Origin of the sequence: Pseudomonas sp. WS 5410 (assembly GCF_012985645.1) — a bacterium.
GTDB classification, from domain to species: domain Bacteria; phylum Pseudomonadota; class Gammaproteobacteria; order Pseudomonadales; family Pseudomonadaceae; genus Aquipseudomonas; species Aquipseudomonas shahriarae.
On the sequence record NZ_JAAQWS010000006.1, the window covers coordinates 130,944 to 148,041 of the forward strand.

Genomic DNA, 17,098 nt, shown 5'->3' on the forward strand with positions numbered 1-17,098 from the left:
TAATGCTCCATGCGGATGGTCAGTCGCCCTTGTCGCCCGTTACAGCCTTAACCTCAGCTAACAAATCTCCAAACTTGCCGTAGTTCACCTTCACACCCTCATCCAGATCCAGACTGATGCGCTGGTCGGCGTGGTGACGGAGTTTTTCGTCGAAGGTAGCGAGTTCGGCTTGTTGGTTGTGCAGGGTGGCGAGCTCTTTTTCCAGGCGTTTTTTCTCGGCGGTGCTGGCGCTGGCGTCGATGTCCTGCTCAAGCTTATTGGCGTAGGTGTTGAGCTTTGCGCTTAGCGGTATGACGTATTCGGTACGCATGCGCGCCAGGGTGCCTTCGTTGTAGCGGTGCAGGTAAACCAGGCACTGGAAGGCCTTTTGCTTGCCGCTACTGAACAGCCAGTAGATCGGGCGCTTTTTGTAGGTTTGCAGGTGGTCCTTGTAGAAATTGTCGCAGAGGTAGCGGCGCAGGGTTTCGCGGCTTGACTCGGTCTTTTTCGGCGAGAGGTTGTCCGCGAGAAAGCGCAGGTTGGCTTCGAGGTGTACCTTGTCCCAGGCCAATGAGACAAACTCGATCAGGCGATTGGCCGCATCGTCGGCAAACCATTCTTTATCAGTGAGCGGCAGGATGCCGTCGGAATCGGCTGGGAAAGTGGCGTAGCGGTTTGGATCGAAGCCCTGGTTGCCGCTATGGGCGTAGATCAGGCCAGGCTCGTCGAGGCAATAGCGGCCCATCATGCAGCCAATGGCGTAGGAGACCAGTTCAGAACAGGTGTCCTCGCAAAAACGCGTCCACAACTCGGCTTCGCTGAGCTTGCTGCCATAGCGGTAGGCCGGATTGACCGTGAGGGTGATCTGCTCGATGGGTACCTCGGGGGTGAGCTCGTCCGCCAGGCCGTAGGCGTCGATAAAGAGGCGGTTGTTCTCCTCTTCAAGGCGCTGCATCTCGGCGATGATGGCGCGGTTCTGAGTAATCCAAGCGCTGTAGCTGGATTCGAGGGTGGGTGTGGGCTCGGAGGATGCCGTAAGGATCGGGAGGGATTGGAAGTCCCAAGAGCGTTCATAGGAATTCCAGTCAAATTCAGACCTTGCAACCAAAACTTGCGCAATGTCAGAGGCCCTTGTTCCCACGGGTAGCAGCGGCATCTTTCCGACGTCGCTTACTTGGCAATGAATTGTAGGATTGATCAGTGCCAGAAAAGAATTGAACTGCTTAGTATTCGAGAATGCCAATAGCGAGAACTGCAAACTCTTTGGTGGATAAAAGCAGTGGCCCGAGATGTCATGAAATGTGTCGGCAGGTGCGTACCGTGCATGGAAACGTCCACTTGTAACGTCTGTCCAGGTGCACTTTGGCTCGGTCAACTTCGACTCTGGCAGCACAGTCGCGTTCTGCTGCTGCTTTATGAAGTCTGGATTACGGTTATATCGCAATAAGTATTCAAGGTTTCCGAACCATCTCCGAAAGCTCCCACCTTTTAGGTACTTGATCCACTTCGGCGCAGCTGTGCCGGATTCAAGAAACTCGTCGTAGCTGACTTCCTGCCAGAGGCGCAAGAACTTGTCATTGTTGGCTGTCTGCATTCCGACCTTCGGAAATCCCTCCGCGGCAAAGGGCTTACCATTCTGGAACACGTCTCGAACAGCATTACTCACCCAATAAGCAATCGGGCTGCCTGGAATTTTCTTGAATTCAGCGTTGGAGATACTGAATCTCGGACTCAAATGAAAACGGCGTTCAAGCTCTTCATTCGCGGCAACGCTTCCCTGCTTCTCAAAGAGCCTTAGAAATCGGCCGCCAAGATCGGATACGAGCGTTTTTCTAAGTACGAACGAGCAACTGCCAAAGTCAGACCCCCAAACTCCTCTTCCATTGTGAACGAGGCTTGAGATGGGAGCGGCCTTGAAGATTAATTCTCGTAGTTGCTCAAAAGAGGAAAGGAACATCCAGCTGGGAATCGTAATCATCCCAACGTGCCCGTTTGCCCTCGAGAACTCGACGTTGCGAATTATGAACGCGCCGTAAAGATCCGATTTACCATATTTGTAAGCCGAGCCTACAAATGCTTTCAACTCCTTACAGTAAGCCTTGCTACCCATATACGGTGGATTTGCCACCACCGCGTCGTACTGCGCCGCCAGCAACTCAGCCGCCTGAACCAACGGGTCCAAGCGCTTGAGTTCATCCGCTACAAACAGATCCCGGCTGCTCGCCTCGCCTAGTTGCTTCAGCCCCGGCAGCTTCTTCACCAATTCTTCCGGCACCTGAATCAATGAGCCAAAGGTCGTGGCGTGTTCGAACAGCCGCTTCAGCTCCGTGAGATCGCCTAGCTGCAGCCCGTAGTCCGAGAGCTTTACACTGTTAGCCAATACTTCGGCATCAAAGCCTGCGCTATCCACCAGTGCCATCACATTTAGCTTTACCCTGCGCTCAAACAGCCGTCGGTCGTCGGCGCGGCCCTTCATCATCAGAGCAAATCCGGTCAGTTGGGCGGCGCGCTCGTCGATGTCGAGGCCGAACAGGTTTTTATGCAGGATCAGCTGCGCCACGTCTCGCTGGCGGTAACCGCGCTCCAGGTAGATGGACTTGAACAGGTCATATGCCTCCACCAGGATGTGCCCGGAGCCGCTGGCCGGGTCGATCAGGGTCAGCTCTTCGGGGTTAAGGCTTTCGGGCGTGATGGCGGCAAACTGCGCCTTGACCTCGTCGACCTGCTCGGCGGGCTCAATGTAGTACTCCATCTGCGCCTTGAGCGGCGAATCAGGGTAGGTCGCCAGCCACTGCGCACCCAGCGAGTTCTGCACCATGTACTTGACGATCCAGTTGGGCGTGAAAAGCTGGGTCGCTGCCGGAATGTCTTCGCTCTTAACCACCTTGCCGATGACCTGATCCTTCTTCTCGGAGATGTAGAACTGGTAGAGCCAGCCGATGATCTCGATATTGGCCCAGTCCTCTTCGGGAATGGCGCTGACCAGTTCGCGGATCAGCGAGTCGGTTTTGGTTAAGTTGTCTGGCAGCAACAGCTCGGTGGCATCATCCACTGCTTCGAAGAGGAACGGCATAGCCTGATGCAGGGCGTGACACTGGCCCAGCACCAGCTCGCGGTAAAGTTCTTCGTCCTTGTTGCCGTCGAGTTTCAGCTCGGCAATGCGCTGTTTGTTGAGCCCCGGGAGATCGATATCCAGGCAGTCGCCGAGGATCTGCGGCGTGGCAGCGCTCCCGTCGGCGGCGCTGAGCACGCGACGGCCGTGGTCGAGGTAGCCCTTGAGTTCCATATAGCGGATGGCACACAGGCGGTTGAACCAGCTGTAGGCGGCCTGTTCCATGGCCTGGGCAAAACCCAGGTGTTCGACCTTTTTCACCAGCGCGGCGCGGGGGCGGATGATACTGGTCGGAAAGGCCCGCTCGCCGATCAGGGCCAGATCGCCCTTTTGCTCCAGCGGCGCAATGCCCATGGCGGGGATGCTGGCTTCGCGAATACCAAACAGCGCGGCGCGCTTGGTCATCGCGGCGATAAAAGCAGCGCGCGCCTTGGGGGCATAGTTTTTGATGTTGTTGGTGTTCATGTGATTTTTCCTAATTCTTTTTGAGCTGGCCATGGCGCTGTCTGCAGCTTGGAAGAGGGCTTTGCCCTCTTCCAAGCTGCACTGGGTCAGCGGATACGAATGCGTTTGTCTTGCTTAATGGCACTTTCCAGCTCGGTCTTGAGGGCGTCGATAAATCCGTCGATATCGCGCTGGCTTTCTAGATACAAGCCGTTCCCTAGTTTGTTGAACACACTGGTCGCTGCCACCTCGACCACCGGTTTGGGCGGCGCTACAGGTTTGGGGGGTGGCACCAGGGCAGGCGCTCGGTCTTCCTTGACGCCGTTAGCTGTGTTGGCTGCCTGTGCGGCCTTGGCCTGCTCTTCCTGAAGCTTCTGCAGGCGTTCAACCTCGGCCTGAATGGCGCGCTCCAGATCGAATACGCCGTCGTTCAGGCGCTCGTCAGCGGTCTGGGTTTGCAGCATGTAGATGTTGGCGATGCTGGTTTCGGTCTCTAGGTCCGCCTTGACCAGCTGCAAGGGACGCAATAAGCGGTTACTCAGCTCAGCGGTTTCGATACCGCTTTTGGCAATCTCGGACTGTAATTGGGCGATTTTCTCGTCGACACGGGCCAGGGCATGTTGACGCTTTTCAGCCAAGATGGCGGCGTTAATGGTTTCTACTGTTTCAACCAGTGTGGCGACCTGGTGCAGCTGACCGTAGGGCGTGGTGTTCTGCTCAATGGCTTTCAGCTCGGCGAGCGCTTTGCGGGCTTTCTCGTCTTTATCCAGCGCTGGTTTGTTCTTGTCGAAACGACGCAAGGCCAGCTGCAGTTGCTGCCAGGTATGCAACTGGTTGGTGAAAAACTCGTGTAGATCCCGGTAGTCCTCTTCCAGATCCAGCAAGTCATCCTTGTTGTCGACCACGGCCTTGAAAAAGTCGACGCTATCAGTGTTGCTCAGCAGGCGCTGCAGGCTGAGCAAGGCCTGTTCTATGGACTCTTTGCCAGGGAAGCGGCCGGCGCTAACCGTTGCTTTGTATTTTTCCAGGTTGGTGCGCCAACTGCCGAAGTGCACGCAGTAATACTCAAACAACTCCTTCTCGCCTGCTGGGCCAAGAGCGTTGAACAGCTCCTGGGTCAGATTACGTGCTTGCTTGAGCAGCCCTTCGTCGGTCTGGCGCTTCTTTTGCACCGAGACTTCACGGCGCTTACGGCTGTTGGTGAGGTACTCGAAGGCGTCCGGCAGCGGCATGCTGGGGCCCGCGGAGTGGAATGAAATACGGCTGGAAGCGGCCAGGCGACCGAGGACCAGCAGGATTTCTCCGTCCGGCCAGCCATAGGGGCGCTTACTGAAACGCTCGATGATGTCTGCGACCAGTAAGCGTTCGTTGCCTGAGGCGCGCAGCGAGATGAATTGTTCAACTTCCTTGATGGCCTGCGGATTGCCTTCATCACCATCGAGGGTCAGGCCGAGTTGGCCTATGTCGTTAGTGTGCAGAATGGCGTGGAGTTCACGTTCGGGCTCCTGCTGTAATACTCGCAAGTAGCCTAATTTGGTGAAGGTGTTTTCAAGGAGGTACTGGCACGCCTCGTCGAACTTGCTAATAATATTGTTGCTTTTGAGTTTCAGGTGCTGCCCTTGTGCATAGACCTCTGCGCGCTCGGCCAGCTCTTCAAGTAGCAAGCGCAGACGCTTTTTACGCTCTTGGTTTTCGCGACCGCGTTCGGCGAGGATCTTGCTCAGCTCAGGCTGGCTGCCGTCGTCGTTGAGGCGGATGAACTTGTTGGTCTTCAGCCAGGTGCGCAGCTCGGTGAAGAAATCCTTGCTATCGGGTAATTTGAACAGTGCCATGCCGACAGGAGCTTCGTTGCTTTTATTGATGCAGCCGGCTTCGCCATAGAGGGTGTAGTCGAGATCCAGTGGCGAGATCACTTCGGTACGGAGGTCGTGCTCGTAACGGCCTTCCAGGCTGTGGCCGTCGAGGTAGCGACCGATGCTGTAGTCGGTCTTGTTGACGCTGTAGCGGAACTTGTTTTTGTCCTTGAGCAGGTCTTTATAGATCAGGTCCGAAAGTGCCTTGTTCTCCTCGGAACCGGCGATCTCTGTGGCCTTGATCTTGCGGGTGATGTCGCGCTCCTCGTTGGTGAGGAAGACAAACTCGTCACCGTTGCGGGTGATCAGGCTTTCCTTTTCAAGGCGCTGGAGGGTTTCTTCGATGTTGCGACGTAAAGCCAGTTTGTCTTCGTCGACCTGTTCGATGGAGAGGGTGACGAGGTTGTCGAGAGTGCCCTTGATCAGGTCTACATAGCGGATCATGAACAGGGTGCGCAGGATCTGTACGTCGAAGGCGTCGAGGACGCTGCTCTCGCCTGCTTGGTCGATGGTGCGTTTGACGGCTGTATCTAGGAAGCCCTCGACGGCGCGGTAGAAGCTGTACATGGGAATCAGCGCTCCGAGCGGTTTATCCGCAATGGCCATGGCGGCCATCTGGAAGGCATCGAGCATGGAGCGCTCGCCGTAGGCCAGGTGCGCTCCGGTGGCACCGACCTTGCGGATTTCCTCGAAGACCTTTTGCACCAGCTGGAAGTGGTACGGCGCAAAGGGGTAGTTGCTGATGAAGCTTTCCGGACCATCGAAGTTCTTCAGGGTCGGGCCGGAGCGGTCGAAGGTGATCTGGTTGCGCAGGATGTCGCCTTTCTGGTCCCAGAGGGTGCGCAGCTCGGCTTCAGCTACCGGAGTTTTACGCAGCAGACGCTTCTGGATGACTTCGTCAGTGTTGGAGCTGGAAAGCGAAAGTCGGGTTTTGAAGCGCCCGGCAATTTTCGAGAAATCGTTGGCCTTGGAGGCGGACAGCTCACCCAGTACGGCATCCATATCGGCCTGAGAGGTGACGATGATCCAAGCGCGGCCTTTGCAGATGGTGCCGAGGTTTTCGGTGATAGTCTGCAGAGTCAGCATCAGCTTGGTGTCGCTGCCGATGAACTGGCCAACTTCGTCCACCAGGAACAGCACGCGGTGTTTGGCTGGCTGGGTGTCGAGGTATTCGCGTACCCAGTTGCAGAAGTTTTCGACCGAGACGCTGAACGTTTGTTCGGAGTCTTCGAACCATTTGTGCGCGGCTTCAGCAGATAGGTCGAGGGCAGCGGCTACCGCTTGCTCAATGTCATCCTGGTAGAACTGATAGCCATCACGCTCCTCAGTCCAGTCCATCCCGGTGGAATCATTAAAGGCTCGCTTGAATCGCTCATAGACGCCGCGCTGGGCCAGGTGACGCTCCATGTGGGCGATGTGGGGATGGTCGCCACTAAAACCTTGATGTTCGTTGAACACCCGTAGGAAGACATTGAGGATCGGGTTTCCAGCATCGTTGGAACTGGCTTTGCTGTCGATGTTGAACAAGATGACATCGGCACTGTTGGCAACGGCCTTGTCGATGTCGGCACGGATGGTGGCATCACGCAGTTTGCTCGCATCAAAGAAGGAAACAGCCTTGCGAGCGTTGCCCTGGTCGTCGCGCGCTTCGATGTTGGCCAGCAGGTATGACAAGGTCTTGAGGAAGTGCGACTTACCCGAGCCGAAGAAACCGCTGATCCATACGCCCACGCGGTTGGCGATGGAGGGATCGTTCAAGTCTGTACTGTAGGACTCGAAGAAGCTGCGGAAGTGTTTTTCCAGCTCGTTGGTGACAACGTACTCATCCAGCTCTTGGTGCACGGTTGCGTCGTCGGACTGATCCGCCTTAACCACGCCGTTGATCGGGCGATCGAGTTCCTTGAAGAAAATATCTTTAATGCTCACGGCAATCGTCCTTATTTATCAGGGAACCAGCTTGAAGGCGCGGTAGTAGTTGTTGCTGGGAATGCGGTCGAACAAGGCGAGTGACTGCCCTGAGTAATGACCGGGGTAAAAAAGAACCAGAGGCTTGTGGCCAAGCAGCGCGTGTAGCTTGTTGAGAAGGTTGTGGGCGCGAAGAACCGGCCAAACTGAGCCAACGCCACTGATTAGCACCACGTCGTGTTGATCGGCGTCGCTGTGTTCCATTAGGAAGGGCGCGAATTTGTCCATATGCAGCGGTCCGGACAGCGCCTTGAGCAACGCGAGGTCACCTTTGGTTTGCTGCATCTGAATGGCTTTTTCAGTGAAGCTGCGTTGATCCAGGTATTCGCGCATAGCCTGCAGCAAATTGATATGAGCCACTTTGAGCTGGCTATGCTTCTTGGCGAGGAACCCCTGTAGAAAACTGAGGTATTCGCGCACCTGCAGCTCATCCTCGGGGGCGTAGTCGAAGATCCAGAAACCGAGCTCATTGCCCAATCCTTGGCTCCTCAAGAACTCTTCGGTGAGGATCTTGTCTGGGATCTGGTTTAGCCGATCCTGCAGTTGCTGATTCATGCGAACACTCCTTATTCCACGCCTACTATCCGGGGGCATTGGATACTTCCAAACAGGCTTTTATGCGATTGCGGTAGCTGTCATCCAGCAATACGCGGACCTCTGACCGAATCATCAGGTTTTGTAATTTCATGTTGCGGGTGCTTTTCAACAGGCCGACCTCGGTCAGCATGCGATAGACGACCTGCGCCATCTTCTTGCGACTGGACTCCGTCCAGGTGGTGATGGCCGAATCTCGATGGCTGCGTTCATCCAGAAACTCATTCCAGTGGTAGGATTCGAGCACGCCGGCGCGGGTGACGAAAGCGTCTTTGAGGACGGTCTCGATGAATTCGACGAGGAGCAGGTTGCGCTCCAAGGCCGAGCAGAACACCACTTGAGTGGCGAGTTCATCATCTCCATCTCGAATTGCCCGCCAGAAAGGGGCATCCAATCGCTCCAGACGCTTGCGGATGGCTTGAGCCACACGCTTGGCCGAAGCTGGTGCGCGTTTCTGCAGCCGGTTCTGTTGCTGTATGACCTCATGCCATTGCTCAGGGCTAGCGTCCTGCAGCAGCAGGTCTGCAACGATGCGTGATTCACGCACCTGCAACGAGCCGCCGATTAAGTCGGAGTCGTAATGGAAGCTATGCATGCCTATTTCCCATCACTGCTAAAGAGGAAGGGAGTTAGCTTGGCGCGATCAGTGGGAAGCAATTGCAATGGATGCTCGCGTACTCGCTCGGCTTCTTCTGAGGTGATGGCAGCCTGATATCGTTGAAGGGTGTAGTGGGCAAGTGCTGTACGAACTGTCAGCTGTAGGCGGCCTTCTGGCATACCGAAATCGCGCTCAACTAAAGACTTTTGGGCATCGCTGAGTAGTTCATTAGGGATTAGTGTCAGGTTGACTTGGTCGTGCCAGCCATTGTCTGTACTCGATAAGGGAGCGTGAGCGTCGCACGATTTTGGCGAGCGATAGATACGTGAGAGTAAAAAATCGCGGAAGGCCTGGCGCTTATGGCACCAAGCGCGAACGTGCCAACGGAAACCCGTATAAACGAGAGTGTGAGGTGAAATCACACGTTCATGAATTTGCGGGTTGGACATGGAGGCGTAGAGTATTTTCAGGCTGCCGGCATTGCGGCAGGCTCTGATTAACTCGCGAACCACTTCAGGGCGGGCTGCACGGTCTGGAAGTTGGACAGTAGTGACGCTGGGGTGAGCTTCCAAAATTTCAGACACGGGCTGATCAGATTGATCGCCGATGAGTGCCATGTACTCATTGATGTGCCCAGCGCTCAGTACGGGCTGAAAGCCAGCCGTCGGGACATAGCCTTTAACTGCAGGGCTGTGAATTAGCGAGCCTGGATTGAATTCGCTGTTATAGCGATTGATGTCGGAAGAAGCTTGCTGGCGGCTGATGCCAAACCATGTCATCAACTGAGTGGTGACCAGGCGACCCTCCCAATAGCTGATTAGCTCTATCGCGCGTAGCCTGAGGAGGGCTTCGTGTTTGGGGAGCGGCATTGGCATTCCTGAATGTGAGCTGGTCCAGATGATGCCTGATACGAGGGGCTGGTGTAAATTTATTTACTGTAAAGTTTTTTGCGTTTTGAGTGATTTCGCGTGGATGGCTGATAGCGTCGGCGTCCGATGCGTGAAAATAGCGTCGATCGATTTTTAACGGTCGAAACTCGTAGGCTCTATTTACAAGTTCACTTGGCCGGGCCGCATTGTCAGTAGCTTGAACAGAAATAAAGCGCACAACACTCATGGATGCTGCTGTGGTGTGGATGCTGTTGAAGCCTGTATTGCGAAGGGCGAAACTGCCCAGTGGGTCACAGTCGCCGATTACCACATTCAGTCCCCCGTAGGGTTTGCAGGTATTGCCTTTGGCCAGCGAAGGGTAGGGGAGTGACTTGATGCCTTCCTCGCACTGGTTTTTGCAAGTTTCGCTATTGCCCACGTAGAGCGGTCGTCCCGTTGCATGTTCAGACAGGCTGTACTCAGCACGGAGGTACAGGTCCGGCCCCGCCCAGCTGTGGATCAGCTATACAACCATGGCTCCAGTTCAGTCAGATTTTTCACGATGATCTGCTGAGCTTCTTGGGGACTCCATTTTTTTAAGGTCGATCTGATAAATGCTGCAATACATATTTCACCTGCGCCCTGCGGGTCGGAATCAGCAGTTGGCCGTTCCGGGCGATCAATAGCTAATTATCCTTTCGCCCACTGACCAAAGATTATCGAATCAATTCACGCAATAGCTAGACTGACGCGGCGGGTGAGGCGGGTATGAACAACCATTTAAGCGTCTGGGTACAAATGTCTGCTTTGTGCGGGCCAGAACTACGTACTTTGCTGCGGTTGAGCGAATGCGGAAGAGGCACAGCGGCTACTCCTGATACTGAAGAGACACGATCATGGGCTATGGGGGGCGCAATGCATCGCGGTCTTCATCAGGATCGAAGCAGCAGCGTATTTTCCAGGAACAGGCTATCACCGGAAGGGAGGTCAGATCGCTCGCGACTCATTCTGTCCTAGCCAGGAGTCACTCTTTTATTTATTGAATGATCGGTGCTAATGGCTAATTGCTATGCACTAGAGCCTGCTGCATGCTGGCGCAGGATTTTTAGCAAGGATGTCGTCAGTGGGACGCCATGGGAAAGGTCATCGGTATGCTGAATAAAAGTGAAATGGGTTGGGTGGATTTTTCATCCGAGGACAGGGATCGGGTCAGGGATGTGATCAAGCAGCTTTCGGAGCCTGGAACCCTTGATGAACTCGGAATCGGTGCCTTGCGCGATGGTTTTGCCGACCTTATGTTTCCTGGATTTTCGACCATTCAAACCCGCGCTAAATACCTAATAACCATTCCACGGATCATTCGCGATTATCTGGCGCTCAAGCCAGCGCAACAACGCAGGCAGTCACTGCAGCAGTATCTTGAACAACAGGAAAATCAGCTTGCCAGGGCTCTGACCCTGCAACACCAGAATGAGGGTGTGACCGGCATCATCGGCTCAACGATGAAGGAAGGCGAGTCGGTTGCGCGATTGCCATCGTCTGTTTATTGGGTGGCATTACGTACTTGGGGCATCATCAATACCCAAGCTTCGCTTAATCAATTCTTGAGGTCAGTCAAACCGCCCGAAAGCAGCTTGGGAAGCAGCCTACCAGATGAGGGCGACGATGCCGATGGCGTCTCGACTGATAGCAGGGTTCACCTTGACCGATACGATCCGCAATGGATCGAGGATGTTCACATCACCTTGACCGAGTCCGAGGCGGTGTTTCTCAGCGAAAAACTTCAAAACGGTCCGATCAATAGTCTGCCATCGCAGTTTGAGCTCAGCGGCCTGTTGAAAGAGGTTTTAGATGAGGATCTGGCGGGCTTCGCTCAACTTGCCGGGTGGGTAGCGGCAAAGTCCGATTTGGCTCAGAGCACCCGCGACACGGTAAAGATGGCTCATGCATTTAGTGAGCTGATCTACGGTGCCCATCTTCGCTTCAACATTCTGGTTGCGAGGAATAATCAGCGCGAGGATTTGCTCGATCAGTACGAGTCGCACTGGCTCGACTGGCGTAAGGTTCGTCAGGCTGGACCTGAACAGGTTATGCAATGGCTGGCAGCCACTAACATCACGCTGCAAGGCCGGGTGGGGGCATTCTTGATGGAATGGAGCGAGCGCATTGCCAACAACGCATCGGTAGTCGTGCTTGATGCTCTGGTCGAAAAACAGGCTTTGGGAAACAAAAAAGAGCGATCAATTCTGAAAAAGCGTTTGCCTGATAACTACCGTTGGATCGGCATGAGCCGTCTTGATTTCCGGTGGTCTCAAGTGCGCACCATCCTGGGCGATATTCAGGAGGGTTTGCCATGTTAAATCCGAGCGTCGATCGTCTTGACTACGGCGAAAAACTGCAGGCCCCAGAAGGGTTTCAGCTGAGCTACGCGGTGGCAACCAGTTATTCACTGGAGCTCGATACCTTGCTGTGCCTACCCCTGGCACTGTCCTTGAACGGCACGCTGGAGGGAAATCCGCATGGCGGCAAGCTGGCTGCGCTTGAGGGCATCCGCCAACTTAAAGGTCGACTGAAAGTCTTTTTTCAGCAAGGCAATATCAAGGTTCCCAGTACGTTTACCCCACTGTTTACGCTACTCGAACCATGTTTGGTGCCTATGGTTCCAAGCGGCGGCTTCAGCTCCTTCCACCCCAAGATATGGCTGCTGCGGTTCACCAATGACACCCGGCAGGTGCGCTACCGGCTACTGGTGCTGTCTCGTAATCTGACGTTTGACCGCAGTTGGGATCTGGCGGTCGCGCTTGAGGGGGAGGTGGCCAAGGAAAGCAGTCGGGAGAATGAAGGTCTGTTGGAGCTTTTGCAGGAGCTCGCACCTTTCGCTAGGCATAAAGACAAAGCGTTGGATTTCGCCCCGGCCTTCTCTCTATTCAAGAAAGAACTGCCTCGTGTCGTTTGGCAAAAACCCAATGGTTTTCGAGAGCTAAAAACCTTGTTGGGTAAGGCACAGCAAGTTCCGCTGGACTTGGGTAGCTCCACGAACACTGTGCTGGTGATATCGCCTTTTCTGCATGCGGAGGCACTCGACATGCTCAAAGAGCGTGGCGAGCGCCATTGGTTATTCAGTCGTGCTGAAGAGTTGGAACGACTTGGGGCTGAGAAACTGGCGGGTTGGGAGTGTTTTGCCCTTAACCAGCGGGTTGTCAATGGCGAAGATCACTTGGATAACGGTAAAACGCAAAACCTGCATGCAAAGCTGGTTTTGGTCCAGAACGGCGCTACCAGTCACTGGCACGTGGGCTCCGCCAATGCTACCAAGGCAGCGCTTGGTGGTCTCAGGCAAGCACCGCCTCGTAACACTGAATTCATGTTGCGCCTTTCAAGCTCGGGTATCGCCCAGTCGGCCGAACAATTGAAATTGGAGTTGATCGGTAGCGAGGAAAATCCGACGGGAGTTTTCATTCCTCACTCGTTCCAGAATGAAGAGCAGCAAGCGCAGAGCTCGGACGAGGAGGGGCTGCGCAAACTTTTGCACACCTTGATTAAGGACGATTGGAGTGTCAGGGCAAAGGTCAATGCCGACTTCACCTACAGGTGTGAAGTTCACTGTTCAGCGCCGCTCCTTGCAGGCTCCGAATCGGTCCAGGTGCGGTTTCTGGACGTGACTGGCTACCAGGACCTGAAGGCGACGTTGGTGTGGGATCGACTCAGCCTCTTGCAGGTCAGTGCCTTTCTGGTCGTGAAAGTGCGTGTTGGCGACAAGGTTATCGAGCGGGTAATCAAAGCCTCACTCATCATTGACGGTGGCGACGGTCGAGAGCAGAAAATTGTCAGCGATTTGATCGACAGTCCGCATAAGCTGTTGGCGTACATACGAATGGTGCTGCAGCCTGATCATGAAAAAACTGAATGGTTCGCCCGCGACCCTGGCGTTTCAGCACTAGATGGCTCTGACGAATTGTTGAGCCATCTGATGGGTGGGCCCATCTACGAGTCGCTACTGCTGTGTGCAGCCCGGCAGCCCGAAAGGCTGCAGCGAATAGAGGCGGTACTCAGTCATCTGCGATCTGTGGAAGGTCGTATACCCGATGACTTCAACCGGTTATGGGACAACTACAAAGCATTTCTAGGGACGGAAAAAGCGTGAATACAAGCATAACGACGCATGAGCGCGCATGCCTGGAGTTAAGGTCCACGCTCAATGGGCTCAAGGATTTCCAGCAGGCTACGGTGCAACGGATAACTTCTTTATTCAATGACCCCAGCCATAGTCACCGGATTTTAGTGGCCGATGAGGTGGGACTGGGTAAAACCATCGTTGCCAAGGGAGTCATCGCATCTTTGTTACTGGATTGGCATGAGCCCCGGCCGTTTCGCGTCACGTACATCTGTTCCAACCTAGCGTTGGCGACTGAAAACCGCTCAAAACTTGCGGTTTTCAAAGACCCGAGCATGGCGAAACTGGTGCGCGAGCCCTCTTTCTCGAGGCTGGCAGAAGTTGCGTTGCTTCCTCAACCGGATCTTGGTGACGGAGCCTTGCTGGAAGTTTGTACGCTCACGCCCAGTACTTCTTTTTCGATGACTTACGGCGCGGGCAACAAACGCGAACGATTGGTTATTTTTGCAGCCCTCCTTCAACATGAAGATATCGCCCCACTGCAGGGCAAATTGTCTGATCTGTTTCGCGATCGGGTGCAGGACGTCGAGGGTTGGGAGTACGGGCTTCAGGAAACTCAGGGCCGCGGACTTAATACAAAGATCATCGAGGACTTTCATCACAAGCTAATGGAAGTTGCTCCGGGTGAGGCCCGGTCAAACATGGAGGTGCTGACGAAGGTCGCCCAGACTGGCGTAAATCGAGACAGCCCCGAAGAACACAACCTGTTGCGTCGGCTACGCGTGCTTTTTGCTGGATCTTGCGCGGCACACCTGCAGGCGGACTTGTTCATCCTCGACGAGTTTCAGCGGTTTGAAAGTTTGCTCGACCAGTCTGAGGGCAACGAGCACTCGATGATTGCCCAGCAGGTGTTCCGCAAGAACCGCCGCAGCAAGATCATCTTACTCTCGGCGACACCGTTCAAGGCTCTGAGCACCATCCCCGATGACGAAAACGACGACGGACACCTTGCCAAGCTGGAGCAAATACTGAGTTTTCTGAACCTGACCCCGCTCACGGCCTATGAACCTGTGCGCAAAATGCTGAAGTCGGAATTGCAGCGCCTGCGTCAGACCGGTGTGAAAGTTGATGATCTGGATGAGCGCCCTCGCCAGCAGGTTGAAAGCCTACTGCGCCCGCTTATTGTCCGTACCGAACGAAGCCAGATAGCCGTCGACGTAAACCGCCTGATCGATGCGCCCCCTTTCGACTGCAGCGCTGAAGTGCGTACCGAGGACATCAACGCTTACATAGAGCTGGATCGACTGGGGAGATTGCTTGAGAAGGACCGCAACATGAGTTTCTCTCGGCAGATGATGGATTTCTACAAGTCAGCCGCATGGCCGCTGTCGTTTAGCACAGGCTACAAACTGCAAGATGTATTGCAGAGCAAGTTCGAGAGTGATCCCGAAGTGCGCAAGTGGGTAAAACGCAGCAAGAGCTTTTGGCTGCCTCGGGATCAGGTCAACGACTATAAGTTGAATGTCGCACGGGATGCTCCCAATCCTCGGGTGCGGTCGTTGACTACTCATTTGTTTGGTGACGGTAAGAAAAGTGGACCGGAAATGCTGCTGTGGGTACCACCCAGCATGCCCCACTATCCGCTGGCAGGTGTCTTTGTCGGCCACGAAGCATTCAGCAAGACGCTGTTATTTTCTGCCTGGGCCATGGTCCCGCGGATGCTCAGTGGTTTGTTGAGTTATGAGTCCGAGAGGCGGGTGTTAGGTCGACGCCAGCCTGAGGCTGATTATTTTCCGCGTAAGACAAGGAGTAAGGCGCGAGATGACTCCGCCAGCCATCATGATCTGAATCGTCTGATCCGGCTGGAGGCTGGCGATCTTGCGTACTGGTCGCTGGTTTATCCGAGCAAAGCGTTGATCGATGTCCCGCTGAAGCGAAGTGATGCATCGCTCAAAGATTTGCTTGCCGAGAGAATCAAACACTTTGCCGGATTGCTCAAACCGCTTGCGGCGGGGCATAGCGGAAGTCGCAATCAGAATCACTGGTATGTGCTGGGACCAATGTTGCTCGACCGCATGCACAACGACAATTGGTACGAGGACTGGATCGCGAGTATCAGCGACGGATCTGATTTTCACGAAAACGCTCTAGGGCGAGTGGACGATATCTCTCAGCGGCTGGACAGCATTAAAGAGCTCGGTGAAATGCCTGCCGATTTGCCAGAGTATCTCGCCTGGTTGTCTGTTGGTTCACCCGCTATATGTGCTTATCGCGCACTGTCTCTGACCTATAGCGAAGATGATCCAACGGTGAATTCCGGGCATGCCAGCTCCATCGCTTTGGCGTTCGTCAGCTTGTTCAATGGGGTCAGCGGTAGCGCCGTCATCAAGCGCATCAGCAAACGACAGCACTGGCGAGGCATTGTCAAATACTGCGCTGAAGGGGGGCTGCAAGCGATGCTGGAGGAGTATTTCTACATGCTCTCCTCATCGAGCGGTGTCGATGACGCGGTGAAAGCCATCGATAATTCGCTGCGCACCAAGCCGTCCAGCGTGAAAGTCTGGAAAGCCGGTCCGATCGATGACAGCACTCACTTGCGTTGTCACTATGCAGTGCAACTCGGTACGCAGAAGGCCAGTGATGAAGCAGGTCAGGAACGGGTCGTCAGTATCCGTGAGAGCTTCAACTCGCCGTTTCGTCCGTTTGTTCTCGCCTCGACATCGATTGGTCAAGAAGGACTAGATTTCCATTGGTATTGTAGTGATGTCGTGCATTGGAACCTGCCAAGTAATCCCATCGACCTGGAACAGCGTGAAGGACGAGTGAATCGCTACCAATCATTGGTCGTGAGACGGCGGGTGGTCCAGGCGCTCTCCAGAGAGATCGACTCCTCCCAGCGGTGGGCAGTACTCTTTGAGACCGCTGCAAAAATGCCCTGGAAAACCGACCTAGTACCTTACTGGCACTATCCCGAAGGCGATGCTCAGATTCGTCGTCTGGTTCCAGTCATGGCGATGAGTCAGGAGCAACAACGCTATCCGCAGATGCTGAAAATCTTATCTCTGTATCGCCTGGCATTCGGCCAGCCTGGTCAGAGTGAGCTGCTTGAGCATCTCAAGACCCTCAACCTGTGCACCGACGATCTGGAGAAGCTGAAGCGGCGGCTCATGATTCAGCTGGCCCCTATTCTTTATCAAGATGAAAGTCAGGACGCTCCGGCATAACATTTGGCGGGGTTGTGGTGGCCTTCATTTGATCACGACCGACAGTGGTCAACCGTCAACAAAACGCACACAACAATGGATCTCCGCCCGCCGTATGCTGCTTTTTTCCCTGTCTGCACGAGGAACCTGCTGCAAAACTTGACCTGTATATCCGCCCAATATTCCCCTGTAGTGTTTAACGACATATCGTCTGCGTGTTCGGAATTTTGGCCCCGATCGCTGGAGCCTAAATCAAGGAGGATTTGATGTTTTCTATGTCATGCAGATCATCGCCAGGCGGGCGAAAGGGGGTATGGAGTTCAGTGATCATGCCGTTCAGCGCTGTACCCAGCGGGGAGTTCGTGCG

Annotated in this window: 8 protein-coding genes and 1 pseudogene; 3 read left to right on the forward strand and 6 right to left on the reverse strand. The window is 54.6% G+C overall.

Annotation, left to right across the window (positions count from 1 at the left end; translation table 11 throughout):
* Nucleotides 1–19 precede the first annotated feature (19 nt).
* The 6 genes and pseudogenes from pglX to HBO24_RS29380 form a co-directional block, all read right to left on the reverse strand.
* Nucleotides 20–3,556 (reverse strand): BREX-1 system adenine-specific DNA-methyltransferase PglX, encoded by a 3,537-nt coding sequence (gene pglX / locus HBO24_RS11415; RefSeq protein ID WP_047303165.1) that lies wholly within the window; start codon nt 3,554–3,556, stop codon nt 20–22.
* Nucleotides 3,557–3,642: 86 nt separating this feature from the next.
* A complete protein-coding gene (gene brxC / locus HBO24_RS11420) occupies nt 3,643–7,314 on the reverse strand; it encodes a BREX system P-loop protein BrxC (protein WP_170059731.1) in 3,672 nt (1,223 codons plus the stop codon).
* An 18-nt stretch (nt 7,315–7,332) separates the two neighbouring features.
* Nucleotides 7,333–7,908, reverse strand: a complete 576-nt coding sequence (locus HBO24_RS11425) for a DUF1788 domain-containing protein (RefSeq protein WP_047303169.1) — start codon at nt 7,906–7,908, stop codon at nt 7,333–7,335.
* A 25-nt stretch (nt 7,909–7,933) separates the two neighbouring features.
* Nucleotides 7,934–8,542, reverse strand: coding sequence for a DUF1819 family protein (locus HBO24_RS11430; RefSeq protein WP_047303170.1), 609 nt, complete (start codon nt 8,540–8,542; stop codon nt 7,934–7,936).
* A 2-nt stretch (nt 8,543–8,544) separates the two neighbouring features.
* Complete coding sequence (locus HBO24_RS11435) at nt 8,545–9,414, reverse strand: WYL domain-containing protein (RefSeq protein ID WP_047303172.1); 870 nt, start codon at nt 9,412–9,414, stop codon at nt 8,545–8,547.
* 223 nt (nt 9,415–9,637) lie between these two features.
* Nucleotides 9,638–9,916, reverse strand: a pseudogene (locus HBO24_RS29380) (hydrolase or metal-binding protein); the annotation flags it as partial.
* Nucleotides 9,917–10,547: 631 nt separating this feature from the next.
* Between HBO24_RS29380 and HBO24_RS11440 the strand changes: the two are divergent.
* From HBO24_RS11440 to HBO24_RS29820, 3 genes are read left to right on the forward strand one after another with little or no spacing between them, the layout of a single operon-like run.
* Nucleotides 10,548–11,774, forward strand: a complete 1,227-nt coding sequence (locus HBO24_RS11440) for a DUF6361 family protein (protein WP_047303174.1) — start codon at nt 10,548–10,550, stop codon at nt 11,772–11,774.
* Nucleotides 11,768–13,558 (forward strand): phospholipase D family protein, encoded by a 1,791-nt coding sequence (locus HBO24_RS11445; protein ID WP_057978568.1) that lies wholly within the window; start codon nt 11,768–11,770, stop codon nt 13,556–13,558. Before HBO24_RS11440 ends, HBO24_RS11445 begins: the two co-directional genes overlap by 7 nt.
* Nucleotides 13,555–16,752: a DEAD/DEAH box helicase gene (locus HBO24_RS29820; RefSeq protein ID WP_170059732.1), complete on the forward strand. Its 3,198-nt coding sequence runs from the start codon at nt 13,555–13,557 to the stop codon at nt 16,750–16,752. Before HBO24_RS11445 ends, HBO24_RS29820 begins: the two co-directional genes overlap by 4 nt.
* The last annotated feature ends 346 nt before the right edge of the window (nt 16,753–17,098 follow it).

Coding starts and splice junctions, on each gene's coding strand:
- pglX (WP_047303165.1), bottom strand. CDS start 3,556: ATGAACACCAACAACATCAAAAACTATGCCCCCAAGGCGCGCGCTGCT.
- HBO24_RS11425 (WP_047303169.1), bottom strand. CDS start 7,908: ATGAATCAGCAACTGCAGGATCGGCTAAACCAGATCCCAGACAAGATC.
- HBO24_RS11430 (WP_047303170.1), bottom strand. CDS start 8,542: ATGCATAGCTTCCATTACGACTCCGACTTAATCGGCGGCTCGTTGCAG.
- HBO24_RS11435 (WP_047303172.1), bottom strand. CDS start 9,414: ATGCCGCTCCCCAAACACGAAGCCCTCCTCAGGCTACGCGCGATAGAG.
- HBO24_RS11440 (WP_047303174.1), top strand. CDS start 10,548: ATGGGAAAGGTCATCGGTATGCTGAATAAAAGTGAAATGGGTTGGGTG.
- HBO24_RS11445 (WP_057978568.1), top strand. CDS start 11,768: ATGTTAAATCCGAGCGTCGATCGTCTTGACTACGGCGAAAAACTGCAG.